Raw genomic sequence first — 17,519 nt, 5'->3', positions numbered from 1 at the left:
TCGGCCGCCCGGCTCGCGCGGCCCCACCCCTCAGGCGTCCTTGAGCTCCTGCCGCTGACGGCCGAGCCCGGCGATCTCCAGCTCGACCACGTCCCCGGCCCTCAGGTACGGCTTGGGTTCGGGCTGCCCCATGGCCACCCCCGCCGGCGTCCCCGTGTTGATGACGTCCCCGGGGTACAGCGTCATGAACTGGCTGACGTACCGCACGACCTCCGCCACGGGGAAGATCTGCTCGGCCGTCGTACCGTCCTGCTTCAGCTCCCCGTTGACCCACAGCTTCAGCGACAGGGCCTGCGGATCCGGCACCTCGTCCGCCGTCACCAGCCACGGCCCCAGCGGATTGAACGTCTCGCAGTTCTTGCCCTTGTCCCAGGTCCCGCCGCGCTCGATCTGGAACTCCCGCTCGGACACGTCGTGCGCCACCGCGTACCCGGCGACATGCGCGAGCCCCTCCTCGGCGGAGCCCAGGTAACGGGCCGTGCGCCCGATGACGACCGCCAGCTCCACCTCCCAGTCGGTCTTGGCCGATCCCCTCGGGACGAGAACCGTGTCGTGGGGCCCGACCACCGTGTCCGGCGCCTTGAAGAAGACCACCGGCTCGGCGGGCGGCTCGGCGCCGGTCTCGCGGGCGTGGTCGTGGTAGTTGAGCCCGATGCACACGACCTTCCCGATGCGACCGAGCGGCGGCCCGATCCTGAGGCCCGTCGCGTCCAGCGCGGGCAGCTCGCCGGCCTCGGCCGCCGCCCGTACCCGGCCGAGCGCCATCTCGTCGGCGAGGAGCGCGCCGTCGATGTCGTCCACGATTCCCGACAGGTCCCGCAGGATCCCCTCGGCGTCGAGCAGCGCAGGCCGCTCCGCCCCTGCCGTACCGACGCGCAGCAGCTTCATGGTCACCATCTCCCTCGATCGCGGGCGCCCGACCGATGGGTGCAGCCATCGGAGGACTGGTCGATCCTCCAAGCGGGCCGTCCACTCCGCAAGACCCTGTTCAGGTACTGGACCGTAACCGCACGCCCTACCGGTACAGAGCGGCCCGCTCGACCGCGCTCCAGGCCGTGCTGGTGACGACGTACAGCGCGGCGGCGAGCGGTACGACCGCCACGGTGACGAGGGTGAAGAAGGACATGAACGGCATGACCTTGCCGACCGCCCCGAGCCCCGGTATCTGCTCCCCGCCCCCGGCACCCGCCGCGACGGAGCCGGCCGCGGTCATCCGCTTGGTCCGCAGGAAGTTGAAGGTGGCGATGACCGCGACGACCGCGAAGAGCCCGAGATAGACCAGCCCGGCCGGGCCGAACAGCCCGCCCCCGCCGAGCGCGTCGGCCCACCGCCCGCCGAGCGGCGCCGCGAACAGCTGGTGGCTGAGCAGGCCGTTGCCCTCGCCGCCGATCGTGGAGCTGGAGAACAGGTGGTAGAGCAGGAAGAAGGCGGGCAGCTGCAGCAGGCTGGGCAGACAGCCGGAGAGCGGCGAGACCCGTTCCTCCGCGTGCAGTTCGAGCACGGCCCGCTGCAGCCGCTGCGGATCCTCGGCGTGCTTCTCGCGCAGCTCGGCGATCCTCGGCTGGAGCGCGGCGCGGGCGCGCTGGCCACGGGCGGCGGCGCGGGACAGGGGGTGGACGAGGAGTCGTACCAGCGCGGTGAACAGGACGATCGCGGCGGCGGCCGCGGAGGCGTGGAAGAGCGGCTGGAGCAGGTCGGCGAGCTGCCCGACCAGGCGGGCGAAGACAGAGAAGACGGACATGGGTGAGCCCTCCGGGGGTCTCGTCGTGCCGGAAAGTTCCGGAATGCTCCGGAAGCGAGCAGAACGGCATGACGACCCGCGCGGGGTCACGTACGGGACGAGTGAGGCGTGCCCTGGTGAGAGGTGCCCTGCGCGGCGGTCGCCGGAAGGGCCTGTCCGGGTGCCCTGGGCCGGCGCCGGCCGGGCGCGTCGGGATCGCGTTGCGGCAGGAAGGCCGTACGCCGGGCCCGGTCGCGTATCGCCGTGCGTACCCGGGTGGGCGGGACGGCGGGCGCCGAGCGGGCGGTGAGGAGCGAGCAGAGGGCGAGCGCGGAACCGGCGGCGGCGGTGGCGGCGAGGGCCACGGTCGCGGAGAGACTGCCGGTGTCGAGCAGCAGGACGGGCAGCAGCAGAAGCAGCAGCGGGGCGAGCGCACGCGACCGCTCCGGTGTGCGGATCACCCGGCCCCCCTCCCCATGGTTCCAACTGCCGACGTTTCTGCGCCATTTATACCTGACCAGCGGGAACAGCGCGTGCAGCGGCCGGTGATGACCGAAACGCGCTCCCGCCGCCGCCCCCCTGACGGACAATGGGCGCGGCCCACCGGCCCGATGACCCCGACCGCCACCCCCCGAAGGGCCCGCACGTGCCTCGCACCCCCACCTGCGTCCTGAGCAGCGCGTCTCCCGCACGGGTCGCAGACGGTCACGCGGTGGACCGGTTCGTCGAGATCGGCTCCTTCACCAAGGTGCTCACGGGTACGGCGATGACGCGCATGGCGGCCGCGGGCCTGCTCGAGGTCGACGCCCCGGTCGAGCGCCTGCTCCCCGCCGCTCCCGGCACCGGGATCACCCTGCGGCACCTGGCCGAGCACACCTCCGGGCTGCCGCGCCTCCCGCCCGACACCCGGTTCCTCGACCCGTACGCCCCGTTCGACGACGCCGCCCTGCACCGGCTGCTCGGCCGGCTGGACAAGGTCACCCTCCGGCCGCCGGGACAGCGGGAGGAGTACTCCAACCTCGGGTACGCCGTCCTGGGCGCGGCCCTGGTGAGCGCGGCCGGTACGGCGTACGAGGAACTGCTCGCCGAGCACGTCCTGCGGCCGCTGGAGGTCGAGGAGGTGAGCGTCCGGCCCGACCCCGGCCGGCGCCTCCTCGCGCCCGGCCTGTTCGGCGGGGAGCGAAGGCCCTGGACCATGGACGGGGCGATCCTCCCGGCGGGCGGCCTGTGGGCCACCCCGCGCGCGGTCGCCGATCTGCTGGTCCGGCTGGCGGTCGAGCGCCGGCTGGGGGATCTGGCCCCCTCCTGGGCGACGACCGGCCGGATGCGCTGGCACAACGGCGCGACCCGTCACGCCTCCCTCTTCGCCGGGGCCATGGAGGACGGCCGGTGGGTGGTGGTCCACCGGCTGGGCGGCCGGTCCGGGCGGACCGACCGGATGGCCGTCGAACTGCTCAGGGACAGCGGCTCGCAGGCCTCCTGAGCGGCCCGGCGCCGTTGCGGGCCCGCGCGGTCAGGCGGGCTCCGTCTCCAGCGGCTCCAGCAGCCGCTTCGGCTTCAGCAGCACCCGGCCGACCGGATCCGCCGGGTGCGGGTCGAGACCCGGACCGGGCTCCATGAGCACGTCCTCGACCGGTACGACGGTTCCGCACAGCGCGCATTCGCCGTACGGGCCGAGTTCGGTGCCGCAGGCCGCGTGCCGGAAGTACCGCAGCTGGGCCTCGCCGAAGTGCCGGCGCCCCCACAGGCCGAGGGCGCGCAGGGTGGGCCACAGGGCGATGCCGCGCTCGGTGAGGACGTACTCGTCGCGCGGCGGCGACTGCTGGTAGCGGCGCTTTTCGAGGATGCCCTCGGCGGTCAGGGCCTGCAGGCGGGCGGCCAGGACGGCGCGCGGGATGCCGAGGTGGACCAGGAAGTCGTTGTAGCGCCGCACCCCGTACAGCGCGTCCCGGACGACGAGCAGCGTCCAGCGTTCGCCGACGACCTCAAGCGCGCGCGCGATCGAGCACTCCTGTGTCGCGTAGTCCTTGCCCAGTGCCATGCCGTCCACTGTAGCCACTTTCCGACACCTTGGTTCGGTGACCGAACCTTCAGTGCTACGGTGATGTGGCGGGTAAGTTCAATGAACGAACCTGGGACGGTCCGACGCACGTCGCCGCAGCCCCCGAAAGGACAGGACCACGCCATGACCGGGCTCGACTCCGCCACCACCCCCGCGGCCACCGCCACCGGCGGCGAACCAGCCCGGGACACCCCCGCACACCCCCGGGCCACCCTCGCCCTGACCAGCGCGGCCACCGCCGTGGCGCTGATGACGTACACGGCCCCGATGGTCACGCTGCCGGACACCGCGGCCGCCCTGCACACCCCGCTCTCCGCCCAGGCCTGGCTGCTCAACGGCACCCCGCTCGGCCTCGCCGCCCTGCTGCTGGTGGCCGGCAGCCTCGCCGACGACTACGGCCGCCGCCGGATCTTCCTCGGCGGCACGCTGGACCTCGGCCTCACCACCGCCCTCGGCGCCCTCACGACGTCGACCTGGCAGTTCACCCTCGCCCGCGTCGCGCAGGGCGCGGCGAGCGCGGCGATCCTGGCGAGCAGCCTCGGCCTGCTGGTGGCGGCCTACCCCTCGCCGCGCGGCCGGCTGCACGCGACCGGCGTGTGGGGCGCCTTCGTCAGCGGCGGGATCGCGGCGGGCCCGCTGGTCGCGGGCGCGCTGCCGACCTGGCGGATCGCGTACGGCGTCCTGGGCGCCACCGCCCTCCTGGCCACCGCGCTCGGCGCCCGCGCGCTGACCGAGTCCCGCGCCCCGCGCGGCGGCCGGCCGGACATACGCGGCGCCCTGACCTTCGGCCTGGCCCTGGTGGCCCTGGTCGCCGCCCTGACCCTGGGCCGCGACGGCTGGCTGCGCGCCCCGGTCGGGCTCCTCCTGGCGGCCGCCGTCCTCCTGATCGCGCTCTTCGCCGCGGTGGAACACCGCACCGAGACCCCGATGATCGACCTCGGTCTGCTGCGCCACGCCCGCTTCCTGGCCTCCGCCGCCGGCGGTCTGTTCACCGGCCTCGCGGTGATCGGCATGTTCAGCTTCCTGCCCGCCCTGCTCCAGCAGACGCTCCGGCTGTCCCCCATGGCGACGGCCTGGCTGTTCCTGCTCTGGTCCGGGCTGAGCTTCACGGTGGCCCTCCAGGTCAAGCACCTGGCCGGCCGTATCACCCCCCGCGTCCAGCTGGCCGTCGGCTTCGCCCTGCACACCGTCGCCGTCCTGACCATGCTGGGCGCCGTCGCCTCCGGCTCCTGGACCCGGCTGCTGCCCGGCCTGATCGTCGGCGGAGTGGGCAGCGGCCTGCTCAACGGCGCGCTGCCGCTGCTCGCCGTGGAGTCGGTCCCGCGCGAACGCGCCGCGATGGGCTCCGGCGCCCAGCAGACCTTCCGCTACATCGGCTCCTGCGCCGGCGTCGCCCTGACCATCGCCCTCGCCACCTCGGCCCACACCCTGGCCGCCGGCACGAACACCGCCCTGCTGGTGTCGGCGGGGCTGGCGGCGGCGGGGGCGGTCGGGGTGGTGGTGCTGCGGGAGCGGCAGTAGCCGGCGGGGGCCGAAGCGGCCCTAGCGTGGCCGCACGGCCACCAGCCTGCCCCACACCACCATCCGGTAGCGCGAGGTGAACTCGGGCGTGCAGGTGGTCAGGGTGATGTAGTGGCCGGGTGTGTCGTACCCGTACCCCGGCCGCACCACAGAGCGCGGAACCGGCCGGACGACCCCCGAGTCCATGGCGGAGGTCCGCGGCAGGATCTGGTCGACGTCGTACGTGTACGTCGCCGTCCGCGTCGCCACCTCGATGTCGTCCCCGCGCCGCATCCGGGGCAGGTACCGGAAGGGCTCGCCGTGCGTGTTCCGGTGCCCGGCGAGCGCGAAGTTGCCCGCCTGGCCGGGCTGCCCGGTCCCCCGGTAATGGCCGACGTACCCCTTGTTGAGGACGTCGGCCTTGCTCACGCCCTCGGCGACGGGGACGCGCAGCCCAAGGCGGGGGATGACGAGGACGGCGTACGCCTGGGACTGCCGCGGCGGGCCGACCGGGCCGTACGACCGCTGCGGCGCACGGGAGCCGACGGTCCCGGACGCCGGTGCGGAGGAGGACGAGGACACCCGGGGTGACGCGGGCGCCGTGGGCGAGGAGACCGCCCGGCCGCCGCCCGTCCCGGGGCCCCACTCCCGCTCCAGCGCCTCCACCTGCCGCTCGGCCCCGCGCCGGGCCTCCCGGTTGGTCCACCACAGCTGGTGCACGACCAGCAGCACGAGCAGCACCCCGACGGTGACGAACGCCTCGCCGCCGCCCCACAGCACCCGCCTGAGCCGGGCGCGCCTGCGCCGATCGCTGTGCCGTACGACCCGCACGCCCGACGCCGCAAGCATCCGCACCCACCTCCACGGGAGCCGTGCGCAGGGTAGGCGCGGCGTGCACAACTGGCCATAGCCGCACGGGGCCTGGATACCGGCCGGGCTTTCTCAACTGGTTTGAGAAACCACTGTCATAACTCTCGACAACCCCACCCGCCACCCCCGATGCTTCCTGCTGCCGAAGCCGCGACGGAGAGGCGGAGAAGAAGCCATGGTCCGACGCAGAACACTGCTGGCCGCGGCGGGCGGCGGCCTGCTGGGCAGCGCCCTGGCCACGGGCACGGCACGGGCGGACGCCACCGTCGCCGTGAACCCGTCGGCCACGTACGGCACATGGGAGGGCTGGGGCACCTCACTGGCCTGGTGGGCGAACGTCTTCGGCACGAGGGACGACTTCGCCGACATCTTCTTCACCACGAAGTCCACGACGTACAACGGGATCTCGCTCCCCGGCCTGGGCCTGAACATCGCCCGCTACAACCTGGGGGCGTGCAGCTGGAACAGCGTGGGCGGCGAGTCGATGGCCGCCTCCCCCGGCATCCCGCGCTTCAAGCAGATCGAGGGCTACTGGCAGGACTGGACGAACGAGGACCCCACGTCGTCGTCCTGGAAGTGGACGGCGGACGCCACGCAACGCGCGATGCTGGTGAAGGCGACCCGGCGCGGCGCGACCAGCGAGCTGTTCGCCAACTCCCCGATGTGGTGGATGTGCCTCAACCACAACCCGTCGGGCGCCTCGGACGGCGGCAACAACCTCCAGTCCTGGAACTACCGGCAGCACGCCTCCCACCTGGCGTCCGTGGCCCTCCACGCGCAACAGAACTGGGGCGTGACCTTCACGACGGTGGAAGCCTTCAACGAACCGTCCTCCTCCTGGTGGACGGCGACGGGCACCCAGGAGGGCTGCCACATGGACGCCACCGTCCAGGTGGCCGTACTCCCGTACCTGCGCAGTGAGTTGGACAAGCGGGGCCTGACGGCGACGAGGATCTCGGCATCGGACGAAACGAGCTACGACCTGGCCCGCACCACCTGGAACTCCTTCTCCTCGACGGCGAAGGGCTACGTGGACCGCGTCAACGTCCACGGCTACCAGGGCTCGGGCGGCCGCCGCGACCTCCTCTACACGGACGTGGTGACGACGGCCGGCAAGGCCCTGTGGAACTCCGAAACCGGCGACGGCGACGCGACGGGCCTCACCCTGGCCGGCAACCTCCTGTACGACTTCCGCTGGCTGCACCCCACGGCCTGGGTCCACTGGCAGGTGATGGACCCCAGCGCGGGCTGGGCGGCGATCGCGTACGACGCCTCGACCCTCCAGCCCGGCGCAGTACAGACGAAGTACTACGTACTGGCGCAATTCACCCGACACATCCGCCCGGGCATGACGATCCTCGACACGGGAGTGAGCTACGCGGCGGCGGCGCTGGACAGCCAGGCGAGACGCCTGGTGATCGTGGCCGCGAACACCTCGCCCTCGGCCCAGACCCTGACCTTCGACCTCTCCCGCTTCTCCTCGGCGACCGGCGGCTCGGGCGGCCTGGTGCCCCGCTGGAACACGGTCACGACGGGCGGGTCGGACCTCTACACACCGCACTCGGACACCCGACTGTCGGGCAGGACGCTGTCGGTCCCCTTCGCGGCGAAGTCGGTCCAGACGCTCCAGGTGGACGGGGTGACGGTGTGAGGAGACCTCCAGCAGGACCCTGACCAGGACTTACCCCCTCCCGTCCGCACTCTTCAGTACGGTGTCCCCCATGCGCCCCGACACGCCTGCCGAGAACGTCGACCACACCGCCGAAGCGGCACGCCTGGAGCGGACCGCCGGACTGTATCCCGAGGACGCCGAGGCCCTCCTGCTGCGCGCCGCGGCCCACCTCGAACTGTCCGGCGACCGCCCCGCGGCCACCGCGCTCTACGACCGCCTGCTGTCCGCTTCGGACGGCCTGGAGAACCCCGCCCTGATCCGTGCCCTCAAGGCGTCGAACCTGTGGGAGTACGACCACGAGGCCGAGGCACGGGCGATCATCGACGGCATCCGGCTGACCGCCCCGCGCGACCCGGCCCCCTGGGTGATCGTCGCGGAGAGCCTGGAGTCGCACGACGAGCTGGAGGCGGCGGAGGAGACCTTCACGGAGGCGGCTCGCCTGCTGCTGACCGACGGGCAGGAGCCTCCCGCGTCGACCCACCCCCTCCTCTACGGCCGCCACCGGGTCCGCCGCATGCGGGGCCTGCCGCACGACGCCTGGGACACCCTGGCCGACACCCTCCACACGGCCCCGGTCCCGCTGGACGAACTCCACGACCCGAAACGCGTCTGGTCCCTGGGCTCCGACAACCCGGCGGAACTGGCGGCGGAGATCTCCCGCCTCAGGGCCGAACTCGGCGCCTACCGAGAGGCCCTCTCCCGCCCGTTCCCGGTGGCGGTCCTGCACTGGCCGGCACCGGAACTCGCCGAGCTGCTGTCGGCGTACCCGCCCCTGTCCTCGGAGTACCCGTCCCACGAGACGCACCTCGCGACCATAGAGTCCTCGCTGCGCGAGCTGTCTTCGTCGGGCACGGGGAATCTGGGCATCGTGACGGGCACGGTCCCCTCCTACGAGGCCTTCGCCGCCTCGGAGGGCTCGTCCCCGGACGATACGACCCTGCTCCCCCAGTACGCGACGACACTGGCGGCCCGGGGACGGGCGGTGGCTTGGCCGCCGCAGAGGGGGGCGGAGTGCTGGTGCGGGGCGGGGGAGGTCTATGGGGAGTGCCACGGAGCATAAAGACCGGGACGCACTGCTCACTCCGACCGCCCCGGCCCACCGACCAGCCACTCACCCGAAGCCGGCCTTGCCCGGGCCGCCCGCTCGCTTCCTTGCGTGCTGGAGCGGCCCGGCTTTTCCTCACTCCTGGCTGGGCCGGCTCTTCTTCTGCCACCAGTCCCTGTGGTACTGAACGTACTCCTCATGCACCCTGTGCTTCTTGTGCCGCTTGAGCACTGACCGCACGTCATGTCCAAAGACACCGGCCCGCACAATGATCGACCAATCTTCGTCGATGACTACGGCGCCGATATCAAGGCGGACGTGACAGTTAGGACAGAGGCACAGGATGTTCCTCTCAACGTCAGGCCCGTTATGCGGATTACCCAGCGGCCTTATATGCGCGCCTTCGCTATAAGGCTTGCCATCCGGCCCGACCAAACGCATGCCACACACTTGACATTCATGATCGTACAGCTCTTTGATTCGTCGCGCCGCGGCAGCGTCACGGACAATCCTCTGGATAGAGGTGGCCCGTGTCGTAGGGAACCGCTCACTCTCCCCATCGCCAGACTCGCTACAGTCAGAGGTAGTCTCGTTCACCTCCGCCTTTAGCCGCACCTCCTGCCGCAGTAGCGCCGAGGCGACCTCGCGTTCGGCCGGGGTCAACTCCTGTTCAGGGTCTGGGAGTCGTTCGAGGTCAACCTGGCATATTTCTATAGGGGAACCATCAGGAGCTGGCGTTTTGGAGAAAGTCGTGCGAGACGCAGTGATCCGGTACAGGCCGTCATACCGATAGTTCCCAGGCAGCGAATAGCGCGAGTCCCCCTCGGGGCCGCGGATGATGCGAATAGGGTAGCCACGCTCAAAGCTCAGCTTGAGTGCGGCGTTATCCCGATACTCCCAAGACTGGCTATGCAGGAGCCTCTTGCCGTCCTTACTCTTCTCTTTATCCGGGGAGGCGCCGGTGTACTTGATTCGAACCCAATCGTCTTCGTCATCTTCATAGCCGCCGTTCAAGACAATCGCGTCTGCAACGTAGCTACCGTCGGTATCCTTCAACCGTGAGATGCCTCGCATGGTGTCCCCATGCAGGTTCGCTCGCTTCACATTCGTCCGACGCGGAAAGACCGCACCAGGGACTACGCCGTCTATGTGACCGATGACTCGCTCTCCCATCGCCCCATACTGACGCACGTTGATCACCCGTGTCACACCTCATGCGCAAAGCGGCTGATCGTGGTTACTGCACGACCAGTTGGCCTCCGACGGCACGCAGCTTGCCGCACATCGGTACCCTGCCCCCATGATTCGGGCAGTGGTCTTCGATGTGGGTGAGTGCCTGGTGGACGAGAGCCGGGAGTACGGGGCCTGGGCCGACTGGTTGGGGGTGCCGAGGCACACCTTCCACGCCATGTTCGGGGCCGTGATCGCTCAGGGGCGGGACTACCGGGACGTCTTCCAAGAGTTTCGGCCAGGGTTTGACCTGTACACCGAGCGGGAGAAGAGGGCCACCACGGGGCAGCCAGAGACCTTCGGGGAAGAGGATCTGTACACAGACGTACGACCTGCTCTGGCCAGGCTGCGGGATGACGGGCTATGGCTCGGTATCGCCGGAAACCAGACCGTGCGCGCTGGGCGGATACTGCGTGAGCTGTTTGCAAGCGACGTCGACTTGATCGGCACCTCTGATGACTGGGGTGCCAGTAAGCCCGACCCCGAGTTCTTCAAGCGGGTCGCCGAGGCAGTGCCGTTCGACGTCAGTGAGATCCTTTACGTCGGCGACCGCTGCGACAACGACATCCGGCCGGCGCGTGAGGCAGGTATGCATACGGCACTCGTGCATCGTGGGCCCTGGGCAACGATCCAGTGGACCTCGGTGGAGGCCACCGAGCTGCCCACATTCCGGGTAGAGAGCTTGCTCGAACTGCCGGTCCAGGTCGGTCGGTTTAACGACTCAGCGCGTTGACCGTCGTCGACCAGTCGTACAGCCGATCGTCTAGGTCCCGGACACAGCGCTCATGCTGGTAGGGCGCAAGCGCACGGCGAACCTCACGCACTCGATCCATGCCGGTGGCGTACCAGGTGACCGCCAGTTGGTCGAGGGCCTGCCCCGCGTATCGGCATGCCTGCTCCGGGTTTCCTGACGCCACCTCCACTGCTGCCAGATCGCCGTAGATCACCGAACGCTGTTTGTCCTCGGCAGGCGTCATCGAGGTCAGGGCGTGGAGCAAGCTCTCGCGAGCCTGCGGCAGGTGGCCCGCGATCACCTGGGTATTCCCTTTGAAGGCTGCGAGACGAGCCGGGGAAAACCAGTCCAACCACTCGGGCGACGACTGGTCGTTGCCAGCTGCCAATACATCCTCGGCGTGGCCGATCAGGTTCAGTGCCGTGCGGGCGTTACCGCATCTGGTTTCGCATTCGGCTTCCACCGCATCAAGCCAGGCGAGGAACTCGGCGGAGGCGGGCGCACGGCGGGCGTACGTGCGAGCAGCTGTCATGCGCTCCAGAGCTGCCTCGCGGTCGGCCACCCACCCTGGGATGAAGGCCATGTGCGCGATGATCGCCGAGCCGAGCATCGGATCGTCGGCTTCCCCAGCGGCTTGCAGCGCCAGGAGGAGGGTGTCATTGGCCCGGCTCGGTTCGCGGATGTCGAAGAACTCGATCCGGCCGGCCAGAAGATAGGTCTCGGCCAGAGCTGCGGCCACGGTGTGACGAGTCGAGTCCCTCGTCTCGCGCAGCAGGGAACATCCCAGAGCAGCATGGGCGGCGACTGCGGGATGCAGTTGTGTCGGCGTGACGGACCAGTAGAGCCGACGGTGAGAACGAGTGACCGCGTGGAAGTCTGTTCCAGCCGTGACGGGATGCGACGCCGCGCTGGACCTGCCGGGCAGAACCGCCAGGCCCAAGCTCGCTGCGCCACCAGCGACCAGGGCACGCCGCGAGTGGCTAGGCTGCCGAGAGTCATCGGTACCCCACGGAGGCGTAAAGCCAAGTGCCTCCATGTCCTGGCCCAGCAAGTGGACCAGCACTCGCTGACAGTCCGGCTGCGGCCACGGAGGGCTGTCCGACTCCCATCGCCGGACTTGCCGCACACCAATGGACAGACCACGAATGCCCATGTCCTTGGCGTGCCGGGTCAGGGCATCAGCCAGGCCCTGTTGCGAGTTGAAACCGGCGGCGACTCGGGCAGCCTTGAGTCGGACGTTGCCGCTGGGCCTGGACACCTGGAAACCTCCTGCTGCTGACTTCTCCAACAGTCCCACACGACGTCCCCTATTGAGCCCCCTTTGCCTCCCAAGAGGCATGAGAGGCCCCTTCCAGGCCCTGTAAGAGGCCCTTCTAAGTCCTCGAATACCTCTAGTACGTCCAGGACGCTGTGTGCTGTACCTGATCGAAGGAGACAGGCATGGATACACAGGATGCATTAGGCAGGGCCGTGACCACGTGGCTCGCCCAAGCTCATCCAGCACTGGGGCCGACGCGGGTTGGGGCACTCCCGACTGGCCTAGCAGCACGCATGGAGTTGAGAAGGCACCCGAGTACATGACGATGCGCGCTGACTCTGAAGCGAAGGCGCGGTTCTTTACCGATAGCCCTCTCATGACCATTCGTGTCTCGCGAGACTCCGGTAAGACCTGGGGGCCTGAGACGGTCGTATTCGCCAGAGATGACCTACCGCCCCTGATCACCACCGAGTGGCCGCCGTGTCAGTGCCGGCGCTGCGAGGCGCGGTAGAGGCTCCGGACGCTGAGGCGTACACACCTCCTCCCATGAACTCCCGCCCACCGAGGGCGGCGGCGGTCAGTCATGGCCGTGATCAGTTGAGCAGGAAGGTGCAGTGATGCTGGACGGAACCAAGCTGTATGACCTTGACATCAGCGGGGCCTCCTTTGCGAAGGCGTGCGGAGGGCCCTGCACCGAGGGGTGCGTGACTCTGGCCCGGATCGGCGACGACGCCTGGGCGTTGGGTGACAGCAAGCAGCCGGCTGCGGAGCCGTTGCGGTTCACCTCGGAGGAGTTGGCCGTGGCCGGTATCGATCCGGTGCGGTTCGGACTGTCCGTCTGATCCTCCCCTGCCGGTCCCGGCTCCCGTGTGGAGGCCGGGACCGGTCCCTCTCCAACGCCCGACAAGGAACGGCTGGTGCATTTCCACGGCTATCTGTGGATCGGCGCGAAAGAGCGCTTCGACCAGGAGGCGCTCCGGCGGCCTCCGCATCCGGAGCGGCCGCCGGCCGCAAGCAGGCCTGAGCTGATCGAACGCTATCGAGAGGTGGCGACGGCGTTCCCGACGGTGGATCTTCCTCCGTTGGAGACGGCGTACTGGCTCGTCAAACCACGTTCCTTGGTGCGGGGGACGTGGGAGGAGGGGAGGGACGCCGCTGCCTGGGTCGAAGCGCGTGTGGCCGAATACGCGCACGGTTCGCCTCCGCCTGGGAGCGCGACTACGGCGATCCGGGGGCGCTGGTGGCCTCTGTGGCGGACACGCTCTGTTCGGGCGGCGACGTGTCCCTCGGGTTCTATCTCGAACGCCCCTCGTACCTGTCCCTTGCGGCGGTGACATGCTCACCGAACCGGTCGAAGCCCGAACTGACGTGCCCCGGTATCGACCTGGCCGTTGCTGACGGATTGCCGTAAGGCCGGGCTGTCACGTCGTCGGTGCCAGGTCCGCCCGGCCGAAGAGGAGGGCGTAGCCCGGGGGGAGTTGGGTGAGGAGGTGGGTGGTCAGGGGGGCGCCTGCCCAGGCTGCCAGGACGGTCAGGACCGAGCTGACGTGCCAGCGGGCCGTCGCCGGGGTCGCGCCGTCGATGCGGGTGGCTACCGAGTCGACGAACTCCCGTGCTGTGAGGAGGTGCGTCGCGGGAATCTGGGAGGCGATCAGCCGGGCTGCCTCCCGGGGGAGGGACTGGGCGAGGGCGACGCGTTCGTCGCCGGTCACGTGGCTGCCGAGGGCCGAGAGGACCGTGCGGGTCACGCGTTCCGCTTCCGCCCTCGTCGGGTACTGGCCCGCCTCCCGTACCGCCTCGGTCAGCTTCTCCCAGCCCGCGGACTCGGCGTCGGCGTCACGGCCGTGGCCGCGGGTCAGGGGGGATGCGGTGGGGATCGTCGTTCTCTGCGGCGGGGTCGTCGTCACGGTCATCGCGGTGGCTCCTTCTCCGGGACGCTGCGAAGCATCGGCAGTTCGGGGTACCGGGGGGCAGAACCCCGGTACCCCGTAATGCGAGCTGCATGAGCTGGAGTTCGGCCAATGTGCGGCTTGGGGCGGGTGGTGTCCGGGGGTGCCGAGACGATCGCCGGGGGCGACCAGGGTCGACGGGGTCACCCGCGGGGACCGCACTTGACAGCGGCCGACTCAAGTCGGGGCGGTCCGGTCACCTGCGCGTTAGCCTCGGCCCGAGACATAGGGGCAACAGAGGAGGCAGTCATGGCCAGGGTTCCCAGTGCGGTCGTCGCCGGTGCCGGGCTCGTCGGTGGGTACGGCGTGGCCCGGTGGACCAAGAAGCGGCAGCTGGGCGGTGCCGTGCTGGCCGTCGCCGGGGTCACCGCCGCTCAGCAGTGGCGCAGGCAGGCCGGCGGGAAGGCCGCGGGTGCGCTGAGCGCCGCGTACGTCGCCGCGTTCGCCGGGTCCCACCCGCTGGCGAAGAAGGTCGGCGCCTGGCCGTCCGTCCTCGGTGTCGCCGGCGCCGTCGCCCTCGCCTCCTGGGCCGTCGCCGACCGCCGGGGCTGATCGGCTCCGCCGGACACCTGCTCCGAGTCGGGCGCCGGGAGCTACCTTCCCAGCGCCCGCCGAAGCGTCACCCCGTACCGCGCCCGCAGCCTTCGCACCTCCCAGACCGACAGTGCCGTCACCGACACGGGGCCGCCGAGCAGGAAGGTGTAGAGCACCACGGGCGGCGCCGCCACGTCCGGGCCGTCGAAGAGGCCGAGGGCGAAGAGGGACCAGACCAGGAGGGGGGAGATCCAGGGTGGCAGGAGCTCGTGCACATCACCGAGGCGGAAGCAGGAGTTCAGCCCGTACACCAGCGCGGCCAGAGTGAAGAGCACCGCGAAGACCAGGGCCACCACGCAGATCAGCCAGCCGATGAAGAACAGCAGCAGCACCAGCAGGCCGATCAGGAAGCCGTGGTAGCCGACGTCGGCCGTCGAGATGATCTCGCCCTTCAGCATCTTCACCATCAGCCACGAGCCCCCGGCGCCCAGCGCGATCCCGGCCAGCGAGCACAGCGGGCCGGTCAGCCGGACGACGTACCCGCGGCCCAGCGGCGAGCGGGCCGCGATGATGAAGGTGGTCACCGCGGCAGCCCCGACGGCGAGGGTGAGCCCGCTGCCGACGAGCAGGTCCTCCACCTTGCCCATGACGAACTGCTCGCGCCCCTCCGCCAGCGGATATGCCATCAGCAGCCACAGCGTGGCGATGAGCCCCACCGCCGTACGGGCCCGCTGCAGGCCGGTGACGAACGGGTCCTCGACGCGGTCGGGACGAGACGGCGCGGCCACCGTCGTGGCGAGCGCGAACGGGCTGGGTATCGACCGGAAGGACGCGGACGCGCCCCTGCTGCTGTTGTGCACCGATAGCTCCCCCGAAGACATGCCGGACAGTGACACGCCACGGCGTTCCACCTGCCCGTGCCTGCCACGGCCCGGAATCCTAGCTGATCTTGAGGGGCTTTTCGTCACCCTGCCGAAAAGACCTCCGGTACGCCTGCAGGCTCGTCCCCACCACCCTGCGGAAGCGTTCGCGGAAGGCCCGTGCGCGCCGGATCTGCCAGGTGTACGCCCTTGTCGGCGTCGTCGTCCCGGCCTTCGGGTTCGCCACCGCGAGCGAGCTGGGCGGGCTCGGGCGCGCCTGGCTGATCGTGTCGATCGCGCTGACCGCCCTCGCCGCCGTGGTCCTCGGCGCGCCAATGCTGCCCGCGCAGGGCGCGCTGCTGGAGGGCCGGGGTGCGAATCCGGCGCGGCTGGCCCTGTTCACCGGTGTGTTCGACCTGCTGTGGGCCACCGTGACCGTGCTGATGATCGTGCGGCCGGGGTCCGCGACGGGCGCCTGACCGTCGTGACCGTTACGGCCTGCTCGCCGCCGGCGGTGCCGCGGGTCCCCCCGGCCCCGGGGAGCGGCGGGAGGACGGCCGGGCTCCCTTCGCCGCCCCCCTAGCCCGGTCCGCCACCGCCGTCAGCGGGCGGGCGATGTCCTCCAGGGAGCGGCGTTCGGCCCGTACGGCCAGGAAGGCGGCCACCAGGCCCGCCGCGCACATCAGGGCCGCGCCGATGGAGAAGGCCAGGACCGTGTCACCGACCCTGCCGGTACCGGTGAGGTCGGCGAACAGCAGCGGGCCGCTGATTCCGCCGGCCGCGGTGCCGAGGGCGTAGAAGAAGGCGATGGACATCGCCCTGGTCTCCATCGGGAAGATCTCGGACACGGTCAGATACGCGCTGGAGGCTCCCGCCGAGGCGAAGAACAGGACCGCGCACCAGCAGGCGGTCAGCGTGCCCGCGCTCAGCGCACCCCGGTCGAACAGCCACGCCGTGCCGAACAGCAGCAGGCCCGACAGCAGGTAGGTCGAGGAGATCATCATCCGGCGGCCCACCGTGTCGAACAGCCTGCCCAGCAGCAGCGGGCCGCAGAAGTTGCCGACCGCGATCACCGCGAAGTAGTAGCCGGTGCGGTCGGCGGGCACGGCGAAGAACCTGGTCAGGATGGCGCCGAAGCCGAAGGTGATCGCGTTGTACAGGAACGCCTGGCCGATGAAGAGGGAGAAGCCGAGCACCGCCCGCCTGCGGTACCGGCCGAAGACCGTGCGGGCGATCTCCAGGAACGTCACGCTCTCGCGCTGACGGATCTCCAGCTCACCCCGCGGCTGGGGCAGCGTGCCCCCTGTGCGCTGCTCCACCTGGCGTTCGATGCCGGAGACGATCTCCTCCGCCTCCCGGTCCCTGCCGTGGATCAGCAGCCAGCGCGGGCTCTCCGGGACGTGCCGCCGTACGAGCAGGATGACCAGGGCCAGGACCGCGCCGAGGGCGAACGTCAGCCGCCAGCCGACGTTCCTGGCCAGCAGGCCGGTGTCGAGCGCGACGATCGACAGCAGGGAACCGCCGACCGCGCCGAGCCAGAAGCTGCCGTTGATGACCAGGTCCACCCGGCCCCGGTAGTCCGCCGGGATCAGCTCGTCGATCGCGGAGTTGATCGCCGCGTACTCACCGCCGATGCCGAAGCCGGTCAGGAAGCGGAACAGGAGGAACCACCAGGCCTCCCAAGACACGGCCGTCAGAGCCGTCGCCGCCAGATACACCGCCAGGGTGATCATGAAGAGCTTCTTGCGGCCGAACCGGTCGGTCAGCCGGCCCCAGAACAGCGCGCCCGAGCAGGCGCCGGCCACGTACAGCGCGGCGGCGACGCCGGTGATCTGGCCCGAGGTGATCGACAGCCCGCTGCCGGGTTCGGCCAGTCGGCCGGCGATGTTGCCGACGACCGTCACTTCGAGGCCGTCGAGGATCCATACGGTTCCCAGGCCGATCACGATCGTCCAGTGCCAGCGGGACCAGGGCAGACGGTCCAGGCGGGCCGGGATGTCGGTGGTGATCGTGCGGCCTGTCTGCGGCGACGGCGCCTCGGCTGTGGCCATGGGGCCCCCTCCTCGTCGAAGGACGTCCCCTCACG

The 17,519-nt window shown here is 70.5% G+C and carries 17 protein-coding genes and 2 pseudogenes; 9 read left to right on the top strand and 10 right to left on the bottom strand.

Features of this window, described 5'->3' with window-relative positions:
• Positions 1-30: 30 nt before the first annotated feature.
• From IE244_RS00705 to IE244_RS00695, 3 genes are all read right to left on the bottom strand, one after another.
• Complete coding sequence (locus IE244_RS00705) at positions 31-888, bottom strand: fumarylacetoacetate hydrolase family protein (RefSeq protein WP_191870653.1); 858 nt, start codon at positions 886-888, stop codon at positions 31-33.
• Positions 889-1,015: 127 nt separating this feature from the next.
• Entirely contained in the window at positions 1,016-1,741 is a 726-nt protein-coding gene (gene yidC, locus IE244_RS00700) for a membrane protein insertase YidC (protein ID WP_191870652.1), read from the bottom strand.
• Positions 1,742-1,827: 86 nt separating this feature from the next.
• Positions 1,828-2,181 (bottom strand): DUF6412 domain-containing protein, encoded by a 354-nt coding sequence (locus IE244_RS00695; RefSeq protein ID WP_191870651.1) that lies wholly within the window; start codon positions 2,179-2,181, stop codon positions 1,828-1,830.
• A 251-nt stretch (positions 2,182-2,432) separates the two neighbouring features.
• Here IE244_RS00695 and IE244_RS00690 point away from each other — a divergent pair, with 251 nt between their 5' ends.
• A complete protein-coding gene (locus IE244_RS00690; protein WP_229853895.1) occupies positions 2,433-3,203 on the top strand; it encodes a serine hydrolase domain-containing protein in 771 nt (256 codons plus the stop codon).
• A 30-nt stretch (positions 3,204-3,233) separates the two neighbouring features.
• On the opposite strand, the gene IE244_RS00685 is transcribed toward IE244_RS00690, so the two are convergent.
• On the bottom strand, positions 3,234-3,761 hold the full coding sequence (locus tag IE244_RS00685; RefSeq protein WP_191870649.1) for a winged helix-turn-helix transcriptional regulator: 528 nt from the start codon (positions 3,759-3,761) through the stop codon (positions 3,234-3,236).
• 144 nt (positions 3,762-3,905) lie between these two features.
• Here IE244_RS00685 and IE244_RS00680 point away from each other — a divergent pair, with 144 nt between their 5' ends.
• Positions 3,906-5,303: an MFS transporter gene (locus IE244_RS00680; protein ID WP_229853894.1), complete on the top strand. Its 1,398-nt coding sequence runs from the start codon at positions 3,906-3,908 to the stop codon at positions 5,301-5,303.
• A gap of 21 nt (positions 5,304-5,324) precedes the next feature.
• On the opposite strand, the gene IE244_RS00675 is transcribed toward IE244_RS00680, so the two are convergent.
• A complete protein-coding gene (locus tag IE244_RS00675; protein WP_191870647.1) occupies positions 5,325-6,131 on the bottom strand; it encodes a class E sortase in 807 nt (268 codons plus the stop codon).
• A gap of 196 nt (positions 6,132-6,327) precedes the next feature.
• Between IE244_RS00675 and IE244_RS00670 the strand changes: the two genes are divergently transcribed.
• Entirely contained in the window at positions 6,328-7,803 is a 1,476-nt protein-coding gene (locus tag IE244_RS00670) for a glycoside hydrolase (RefSeq protein ID WP_191870646.1), read from the top strand.
• Between the two features lie 70 nt (positions 7,804-7,873).
• Complete coding sequence (locus IE244_RS00665; protein ID WP_191870645.1) at positions 7,874-8,884, top strand: hypothetical protein; 1,011 nt, start codon at positions 7,874-7,876, stop codon at positions 8,882-8,884.
• A gap of 120 nt (positions 8,885-9,004) precedes the next feature.
• Here IE244_RS00665 and IE244_RS41675 read toward each other — a convergent pair whose 3' ends face one another.
• Entirely contained in the window at positions 9,005-10,069 is a 1,065-nt protein-coding gene (locus IE244_RS41675; RefSeq protein ID WP_229853893.1) for a YDG/SRA domain-containing protein, read from the bottom strand.
• 100 nt (positions 10,070-10,169) lie between these two features.
• Between IE244_RS41675 and IE244_RS00655 the strand changes: the two genes are divergently transcribed.
• A complete protein-coding gene (locus IE244_RS00655; protein WP_191870644.1) occupies positions 10,170-10,832 on the top strand; it encodes an HAD family hydrolase in 663 nt (220 codons plus the stop codon).
• On the opposite strand, the gene IE244_RS00650 is transcribed toward IE244_RS00655, so the two are convergent.
• Positions 10,813-12,090 carry an NsdA family TPR-like regulatory protein gene (locus IE244_RS00650; RefSeq protein ID WP_191870643.1) on the bottom strand — a complete coding sequence of 426 codons (1,278 nt, stop codon included), beginning with the start codon at positions 12,088-12,090 and terminating at the stop codon, positions 10,813-10,815. The two genes, IE244_RS00655 and IE244_RS00650, sit on opposite strands and share 20 nt — an antisense overlap.
• Positions 12,091-12,707: 617 nt before the next feature.
• Between IE244_RS00650 and IE244_RS00645 the strand changes: the two genes are divergently transcribed.
• Complete coding sequence (locus tag IE244_RS00645; protein WP_191870642.1) at positions 12,708-12,932, top strand: DUF397 domain-containing protein; 225 nt, start codon at positions 12,708-12,710, stop codon at positions 12,930-12,932.
• Between the two features lie 75 nt (positions 12,933-13,007).
• Positions 13,008-13,501: pseudogene (locus IE244_RS41670) on the top strand (hypothetical protein).
• Between the two features lie 10 nt (positions 13,502-13,511).
• Here the strand turns inward: IE244_RS41670 and IE244_RS00640 are convergent.
• The gene (locus IE244_RS00640; RefSeq protein WP_191870641.1) at positions 13,512-14,003 is read right to left on the bottom strand and encodes a DUF2267 domain-containing protein; all 492 of its coding nucleotides are present in this window, start codon (positions 14,001-14,003) and stop codon (positions 13,512-13,514) included.
• Positions 14,004-14,288: 285 nt separating this feature from the next.
• On the opposite strand from IE244_RS00640, the gene IE244_RS00635 reads away from it, so the two are divergent.
• Positions 14,289-14,591: a hypothetical protein gene (locus tag IE244_RS00635; RefSeq protein WP_031159575.1), complete on the top strand. Its 303-nt coding sequence runs from the start codon at positions 14,289-14,291 to the stop codon at positions 14,589-14,591.
• 41 nt (positions 14,592-14,632) lie between these two features.
• Here IE244_RS00635 and IE244_RS00630 read toward each other — a convergent pair whose 3' ends face one another.
• Positions 14,633-15,433: a hypothetical protein gene (locus tag IE244_RS00630; RefSeq protein WP_191870640.1), complete on the bottom strand. Its 801-nt coding sequence runs from the start codon at positions 15,431-15,433 to the stop codon at positions 14,633-14,635.
• A gap of 188 nt (positions 15,434-15,621) precedes the next feature.
• Here IE244_RS00630 and IE244_RS00625 point away from each other — a divergent pair.
• Positions 15,622-15,912, top strand: a pseudogene (locus tag IE244_RS00625) (hypothetical protein); the annotation flags it as partial.
• A 12-nt stretch (positions 15,913-15,924) separates the two neighbouring features.
• On the opposite strand, the gene IE244_RS00620 reads toward IE244_RS00625, so the two are convergent.
• Positions 15,925-17,484, bottom strand: coding sequence for an MFS transporter (locus IE244_RS00620; protein WP_191870639.1), 1,560 nt, complete (start codon positions 17,482-17,484; stop codon positions 15,925-15,927).
• Positions 17,485-17,519 lie beyond the last annotated feature (35 nt).

Origin of the sequence: Streptomyces filipinensis (genome assembly GCF_014649495.1) — a bacterium.
GTDB lineage: Bacteria > Actinomycetota > Actinomycetes > Streptomycetales > Streptomycetaceae > Streptomyces > Streptomyces filipinensis.
This window is presented reverse-complemented; position numbering and strand designations above follow the sequence as displayed.